Here is a 6,502-nt window from a genome sequence, read left to right as displayed (position 1 = left end):
GAGTGGCATTGTTGTCATCTCACTTATTTGACTCATTGTCAAGTACAATTTATACCAAATTAGATGAGCTTACCCTGGTAAGAAGTCATCTAGTGATATGGATTGCAGGTCTTCGCGAAAGATAATTTGAGTGCTGTCGATTTTGCCCAATTCCTCGTGCAGTCGTGTATCACCAATAGTCTCAGCCAGTTTTTTCATTACTGAACAACAGCTTTCAAATGACTTACTACCTTTTTCCTTGCTGTTAATTGCTGTCATCACATCGGTAAGATTAACCGTTGTATCTTGAGGTAGTAACTTGTAAAACTTACCATAAACCTGATACCAAGTATTTTGTTGCGACGTATTGCCTTTGTCCCGTTTCTGTCGCTTCTTGGTGTATCCGTCCCAGTACGCTTGCTCTACTTTTGCGATAGCTTCACCAAACGTTATTAGATCATTCTTTACAACGTTTTTTTCTAAAACTACATCATCGTACCACCTCAAAAACTCACTCTCGCTAGAAATCGATTCTAGCGCGCTAGCCACTAGGTGAGCTTTCCTCAGTGCCTCAGCGATACCCTGCATTGTTAGATTGCAGCCACAGGACTTGATGACCCGCCTGTCTCCTAACTTGAACTGCAACTGCACATAGGAACCTTTGGCGCGACTCTCTTTTTTTAACCCTACCCCTTTGGGGCATTCTTTCTGTGCGTCCTTCAGGTAGTCCAACACTCGCTCATAGCCAATAAGGTAGTCGGCTGAGGTGCTTACCGTGACTGATTTAGATTTTCCACTCATATTCCACTCACTTAACTCACAATGCTGAGTCTGCTTATTGTGTCCAGGTTACATCAAAAGGCTCATTTTCCACTCAAATGTAAAAACGAGCCTTTTGAAACGAGTCTCAAAACGGCTAGAATGGCGTAAATTCGTTAATTAAGCAAAGGGGTATAATTCGAGTCCTTCTACTCCCATCATTTTTACCAGCAAGCAGGCGGCCGATATTACAGGCTGCACCCTTCGCCAGTTTCAGTATTGGCGAGGGAAGGCGATTGTTCTGCGATTAGCGGGACGGGTACGGGGCCGAGTGTTTATTACTCTCGGCCTGATTTGGCGGCATTGGCGGCGATCGAGTATTGTCTGTCTGTGGGGTTGAGTTTTGAGGTGGCGCTTCGGACGCGGCAACGGCTGAGGGGGAAGGAACCTGAGTTTACAAATTCGGTTTCGCTAGGGGGGTTTATGTTGTGCTGCGATTCATTCATAGCGATCGCTTAAACTGGTAGAGTTTGATTTGGAGAGTGCGATCGCATTCTTAAAATCTGGTCAGCCTGTAATTCCTGTCTGGTGAGATCGGATTCATCAAGGGGTAGCTAGTAAGCTGGTGAGTTAGGTGCGATCGCATTTATCAGGAATATTTTTGGTAAACCTTGAGACTTACATCTGTACTTAGAGCTTGTTGAAGTATCTGGCGACTGGTAACAGCCCGAAGCCCACCTTTTCATAGGTGTGACGTGCTCTTTCATGACCGGGATCAGGTCCGGTCTCAACCATAGCAACAGACATCCCAGCCTCTTTCATCCAATCAAGAGCGAATTTTATCAGAGCGGTGCCAATGCAGTGACCTTGAAAGTCTGGATCGACAGCGACCATGTAGATTTCACCCATGCTGCTCTGGAAGTGTAGTTTCACAGCTACAAAGCCTACAGTGGAACCCGCATCGATCGCAACCCATACATTTGTGTCTTCCGCAACGCAGACACCCTCGACAGCTTCTTGCTGGCTTACACGCCAGTCCGGATAAAATTCTCTGTACACAGAGCGCGTTCATCGCTTTCTGAATCGAATCAAAGACCGGAGTCCATGCACAAAGCGAAAGACGAATAACATCATCAAGGTGGCGGGGGTCGTATGGTTCAATTTGCATTTTGGTAGGGACTCTAGAATACACCGGAGGGGTCTCGGGGATGAAGCCACATAACAAATTTATCAAAACCAACAAGCTGAAGCAGTACAAGCGCACCGTATGTCAATCCCAACAGAGGAGGGCGATAGTTATAAATTAGATATCAACCCTCATGTGCAGCGCTATCGGCTCATCCACAAACCGAAAAAGCTTATCAGCCAGGCTCAAATTACAACACCTGTGGTCGGTCAAGAACAGTAGGTACGGATGGGGAGTGCTGGGGGTTATGGGCACGTCATTCTTCAGCTAGAATCGAATCCAGAGCGTGACGGCTGCTTCCTGCTGCTCGCGGTCACCCCGGAGTCTACACCACCAGACATGAATCCAGGCGACTTATTGACCCCCCAGTTTTTAGATGATGTGTATGGGGGATGATGTCAATTAACTAGAAGTGATTTTTACCCATTAAATGAGAGGGAATATCAAACCGTGTCTATCTGGATTATTCGTCATGGTCAAAGTCAATCCAATGCAGGGTTGGCAACTATTGGACCGAATGAAAATGCCTTAAGTGAATTGGGCGATCGACAATCAAGATGTATTCCAACCGCCGTTAAACAAACTCCAGACAAGATTGTGACTTCACCTTATCTGAGAACACAACTCACTGCTCAACCATTGATTGAAAAATTTCCACATACACCCGTTGAGGTTTGGCAAGTTCAGGAATTTACCTATCTGGGCCTACAGCTCGACCAACCAACCACAACCCAGGCTAGCAAACCTTTGAGCAAAGCTTACTGGGACCGCGGGGACCCTGAATATGTCGATGGACCCAACGCCGAATCCTTGGTCCAACTGATGGAACGAGTCCGAACTACCCTGAACCAGTTGCAACAACAATCCGGTTTTGTAGTTGTCTTTTCACATGGATTTTTTATCAAAGCAATGATGTGGCAGATTTTGGCTAACCCAACGGTAATTGATGCGGTTGCGATGAATCGGCTTTTGGGATTTTCGCGAGGCTTTCCAGTACCGAATGCGTCAATTTTGCAGATGGAATTTGATTCAGGTGGGATACCTCACTGGAGTTCCTTTATTACCAATCATCTGCCACCAGAGCTAGAATCGGCAGCACCCGATGCAACTGTGGCTCCCGATGCAGGCGATCGACCCTCGTAACCTACCTTTACTGGTACTCCGATCGTCCAATCTGCCAAGAAAACGACCAAGCAAATTTTTGGTGATTTTATCGACCAATACAAGATCCGCCAATCTCAAGAAGATAAAGTTACTTTACCCATTCTTTATGAAGGGTTAGAAGCCAGAGGTGCAGTCACCCAAGGCGATGACCTAGATCAACTATTTGAGATTGTATTTCAGGATAAAACCCCAGAAGAACGGGCGCAAATTAAAGCTAAATACGCGACTAAAACCCAAGTCTGCGAAGCGCGAGAACTGATTAAAGCCAAAGCTAAAAATATGCTGCGCTATTATTGCGATCGTATCCTTCCCGGGGGAGAGAAGCTTTTATTCGATGGTATTGCGATCGCCTTTCCTCGATTTTAGATACACAAATTGCTGCTGTTGTCTCACGCCTCGAAGTTTCTCCCCGTTCCGTGCAAGTGCGAGATTTAGGCGATCGCTGGGGTTCCTGCGGGCACAAGGGAGATTTATATTTTCATTGGCGAGTGGCGATGCTACCGCCAGTGATGATTGAGTATCTGGCGATTCACGAAATGGTGCATTTGATTGAACCGCACCACAATCATGCGTTTTGGGATAGAGTCGAGCAGATTTTGCCAGATTCCTTTGAAACGCAAGCGCTGGTTAGCCCAGAATGGGGTGAATTATGACCTTTAGGAATGGGTGAGACGTGGGGGTGTCGCATTCATCAACACTTGCGAGAGAACCTCAGAAACTTTAAGCGGTAGGGGAGTCGCTCTAAAGATTTACCCGAAAGTGGGTTAGAAATAGTGTATTAAACAATAGAATTTCAGCAGCAATAAGCTTTTCGAGATTAAGCAGAAGTCTATTGTCTACTCTATGCCTAAGGTAAACTGGTAAATAGCACAATCTGATTTTAGCTAGATGACACAGAATGCCAGCGTACAAACCCTGCTAGAGCAAGGATACGAGGAACTGGATCGGGGAAAGTACCAAGCAACGCTAGAGACTTTCCAGCAGGCAGCTATACTAGAACCGCAAAACCCTCAGGTTTTGTATGGATTGGGTTTAGCTTGCTATAAGCTGTACGAGCATCATGAGTCAGTTAAATATCTCGATCGAGCTCTGGAAATTCAGAAAGACTATATTCCAGCATTGGCGCAGCGAGGTTTGGCTTATAAACAACTGAATCAGAATGACAATGCTAATGCAGATTTTGAAAGGGCGATTGAGATTAAGCCCAAAGATTATGAAGATTGGCAAGGCCGATGTATCGCTTTCGCTGAATTACAACAGTATGAAGAGGCACTCGTCAGTATAGACAAAGCTGTTAACCTCAAACCCGACTCCCATGAAGTCTGGATGTATCGTGGCATTACGCTAGGGAGCTTAGGTCGCTATGAAGAGGAACTCGTCAGTATAGACAAAGCTGTTAACCTCAAACCCGACTCCCATGAAGTCTGGATGTATCGTGCCATTACGCTAGGGAGCTTAGGTCGCTATGAAGAGGAACTCGTCAGTATAGACAAAGCTGTTAACCTCAAACCCGACTCCCATGAAGTCTGGATGTATCGTGCCATTACGCTAGGGAGCTTAGGTCGCCGTGAAGAGTCACTCGTCAGTATAGACAAAGCGGTTAAGCTCAAACCCGACTCCCATAAAGCCTGGAGGTCTCATGGCATTGCCTTATGGAGTTTAAACCGCCTTCAGGAGGCAGTTGCTAGTTATGACCGAGCTATAGAAATTAACCCTGACTACGAAGATGCTTGGATCAGACGCAGCTATGGAATATTTGAACTAAGTAAATTAAAGCGCTTTGAATTTTTAGTTACCAGTTGGGAAAAAGTCCTAAAAATTAAACCTGAAAACGCGGAGAGCTGGTTTTATCACGGCAATGCCTTAATCGGTTTACGTCGGGTGGAAAAGGCAATTGGCAGTTACGACAAAGCCATAGAAATTGACCCAAACTATTCGGAAGCTTGGAAAAGCCGAGGCTTTGCACTCAAGTGCTTAGGTAACTTGGAAGAGGCGATTGACAGCTATGACAAAGCCATAGAAATTGATCCAAACGACGCAGAAACCTACTACAACATTGGCATTCTGCTCGAAGATTTAGGCTACTTGGAAGATGCCTTCGACAGCTACGATGAAGCTGTGAAAATAGACCCTGATTATATAGATGCTTGGCAGAACCGCAGCAAGGTATTACTACGCCTAAATCGTTCTTTAGAGGCTTTTGCCTCTTATGAGTGTACGTTAACCTTAGATCCCCAAAATTTTTATGCCTTAAATGGCAAAGGCTTAACGTTAACAAATCTGGTACGTTACGCAGAGGCGATCACAGCCTATAAAGAGTCCATATACTATAGTAAAAAACAATACTGGAGAGCTTGGCACAATCTAGGTTGGGCACATATTAACTCAGCGCAGAGCTACAAGTTAGCCTTAAGAAGCTGGGCTGACGGCCTGACAGCCCTTAAGGCAGAGACAACCGACGGTTATCAAGAAGGTTGCGGAGTCTTGCATCACTCTATCGGCAAAGTTTACTACCGACAAGGACGCACACAGGGAAAACGTGACTATTGGCACAAAGCAAAAAAAAATTACGAAAAAGCATTGAAGTTTCTAGAGAGGAACTCCAAACTCGGTGAAAGATATCTTGAAGTTTTACAAGATTTGTACCGTATCTATTTAAACTTAGAGGAAATACAGAAAGCCGAAGAATTACAACGGATTGGAGCGGATATGTTACGGCGCTTGCTAGCTGAGCCCAAGCATCCTGGTAAGAAAAAACAGCTTGCCCTCAAGTTTGTAGGCTTTAGCCAGTTAACTGTTGATTTATATGCTCAGTCCGAGCAGCTAGTAAAAGCCCTGGAAACCGCAGAAGAGGGTAAAAATGCCTGCTTGACTTGGCTCCTCTCTGGCTGGAGGGAGGACTATCCAACACCTAGCTGGGAAAGAATTCAGCAGCTTGTAAATTCTAAAACGGCTGTTGTTTATTGGCACCTCAGCCCTGCTGCTCTCACCACATTCATCATCAAACACGACGCCTCAGAACCCATACTCATCACTTCTTCCCCACCAACGAACCCTGAAGAACTACCCACCCTAGTACGACGCTTACAGGAATTTGAAGACTGGGTCAAAGATTGGAATCAACAATACGCTGAGTATCGCAAAGGTAAGAAACAGGGAGGAGCAAGTACAAATAGCTGGCGTGAACAGCTTCCAGAAATGATGACTCGGCTGGATAAAATACTTGATATTCCCGCTATTTTGCCTCAACTAAACAATATCAGCCAGCTAATCTTGATTCCTCACCGCGACTTGCACCGCTTCCCCCTCCATGCCCTGTTTCCCGGCACCTTCACCATTACCAAGAAACTGGGTCGAAAGCCCCGTCCTTCTAGGACGGCTTTAATTTAGTAAATTATAAAGAATTGCTAAAAA

Annotated in this window: 7 protein-coding genes and 1 pseudogene; 6 read left to right on the top strand and 2 right to left on the bottom strand. The window is 45.5% G+C overall.

What is annotated here, in order from left to right; all coding sequences use genetic code 11:
• Positions 1–69: 69 nt before the first annotated feature.
• The gene (locus QUB61_RS37130) at positions 70–780 is read right to left on the bottom strand and encodes a hypothetical protein (RefSeq protein WP_333136131.1); all 711 of its coding nucleotides are present in this window, start codon (positions 778–780) and stop codon (positions 70–72) included.
• Between the two features lie 237 nt (positions 781–1,017).
• Between QUB61_RS37130 and QUB61_RS37125 the strand changes: the two genes are divergently transcribed.
• Entirely contained in the window at positions 1,018–1,257 is a 240-nt protein-coding gene (locus QUB61_RS37125; protein WP_333136133.1) for a hypothetical protein, read from the top strand.
• A gap of 171 nt (positions 1,258–1,428) precedes the next feature.
• Here QUB61_RS37125 and QUB61_RS37120 read toward each other — a convergent pair whose 3' ends face one another.
• Positions 1,429–1,797 carry a GNAT family N-acetyltransferase gene (locus QUB61_RS37120; protein WP_333136135.1) on the bottom strand — a complete coding sequence of 123 codons (369 nt, stop codon included), beginning with the start codon at positions 1,795–1,797 and terminating at the stop codon, positions 1,429–1,431.
• A gap of 208 nt (positions 1,798–2,005) precedes the next feature.
• Here QUB61_RS37120 and QUB61_RS37115 point away from each other — a divergent pair, with 208 nt between their 5' ends.
• From QUB61_RS37115 to QUB61_RS37095, 5 genes and pseudogenes are all read left to right on the top strand, one after another.
• On the top strand, positions 2,006–2,146 hold the full coding sequence (locus QUB61_RS37115; protein WP_333136137.1) for a hypothetical protein: 141 nt from the start codon (positions 2,006–2,008) through the stop codon (positions 2,144–2,146).
• A gap of 228 nt (positions 2,147–2,374) precedes the next feature.
• A complete protein-coding gene (locus tag QUB61_RS37110) occupies positions 2,375–3,067 on the top strand; it encodes a histidine phosphatase family protein (protein WP_333136139.1) in 693 nt (230 codons plus the stop codon).
• 18 nt (positions 3,068–3,085) lie between these two features.
• A pseudogene (locus QUB61_RS37105) lies at positions 3,086–3,454 on the top strand (hypothetical protein); the annotation flags it as partial.
• The gene (locus tag QUB61_RS37100) at positions 3,382–3,741 is read left to right on the top strand and encodes a YgjP-like metallopeptidase domain-containing protein (protein ID WP_333136141.1); all 360 of its coding nucleotides are present in this window, start codon (positions 3,382–3,384) and stop codon (positions 3,739–3,741) included. The pseudogene QUB61_RS37105 and the gene QUB61_RS37100, both read left to right, overlap by 73 nt.
• A gap of 235 nt (positions 3,742–3,976) precedes the next feature.
• Positions 3,977–6,478 (top strand): tetratricopeptide repeat protein, encoded by a 2,502-nt coding sequence (locus tag QUB61_RS37095; protein ID WP_333190391.1) that lies wholly within the window; start codon positions 3,977–3,979, stop codon positions 6,476–6,478.
• The last annotated feature ends 24 nt before the right edge of the window (positions 6,479–6,502 follow it).

Source organism: Microcoleus sp. C2D2 (assembly GCF_036702495.1).
GTDB lineage: Bacteria > Cyanobacteriota > Cyanobacteriia > Cyanobacteriales > Microcoleaceae > Microcoleus.
Note: the sequence above shows the minus strand (reverse complement) of the source record. Positions and strands in the feature narration are given on the sequence as shown.

Excerpts from the sequence above, each read along its gene's own strand:
- QUB61_RS37130 (WP_333136131.1), bottom strand. The coding sequence starts at position 780 with ATGAGTGGAAAATCTAAATCAGTCACGGTAAGCACCTCAGCCGACTAC.
- QUB61_RS37115 (WP_333136137.1), top strand. The coding sequence starts at position 2,006 with ATGTCAATCCCAACAGAGGAGGGCGATAGTTATAAATTAGATATCAAC.
- QUB61_RS37095 (WP_333190391.1), top strand. The coding sequence starts at position 3,977 with ATGACACAGAATGCCAGCGTACAAACCCTGCTAGAGCAAGGATACGAG.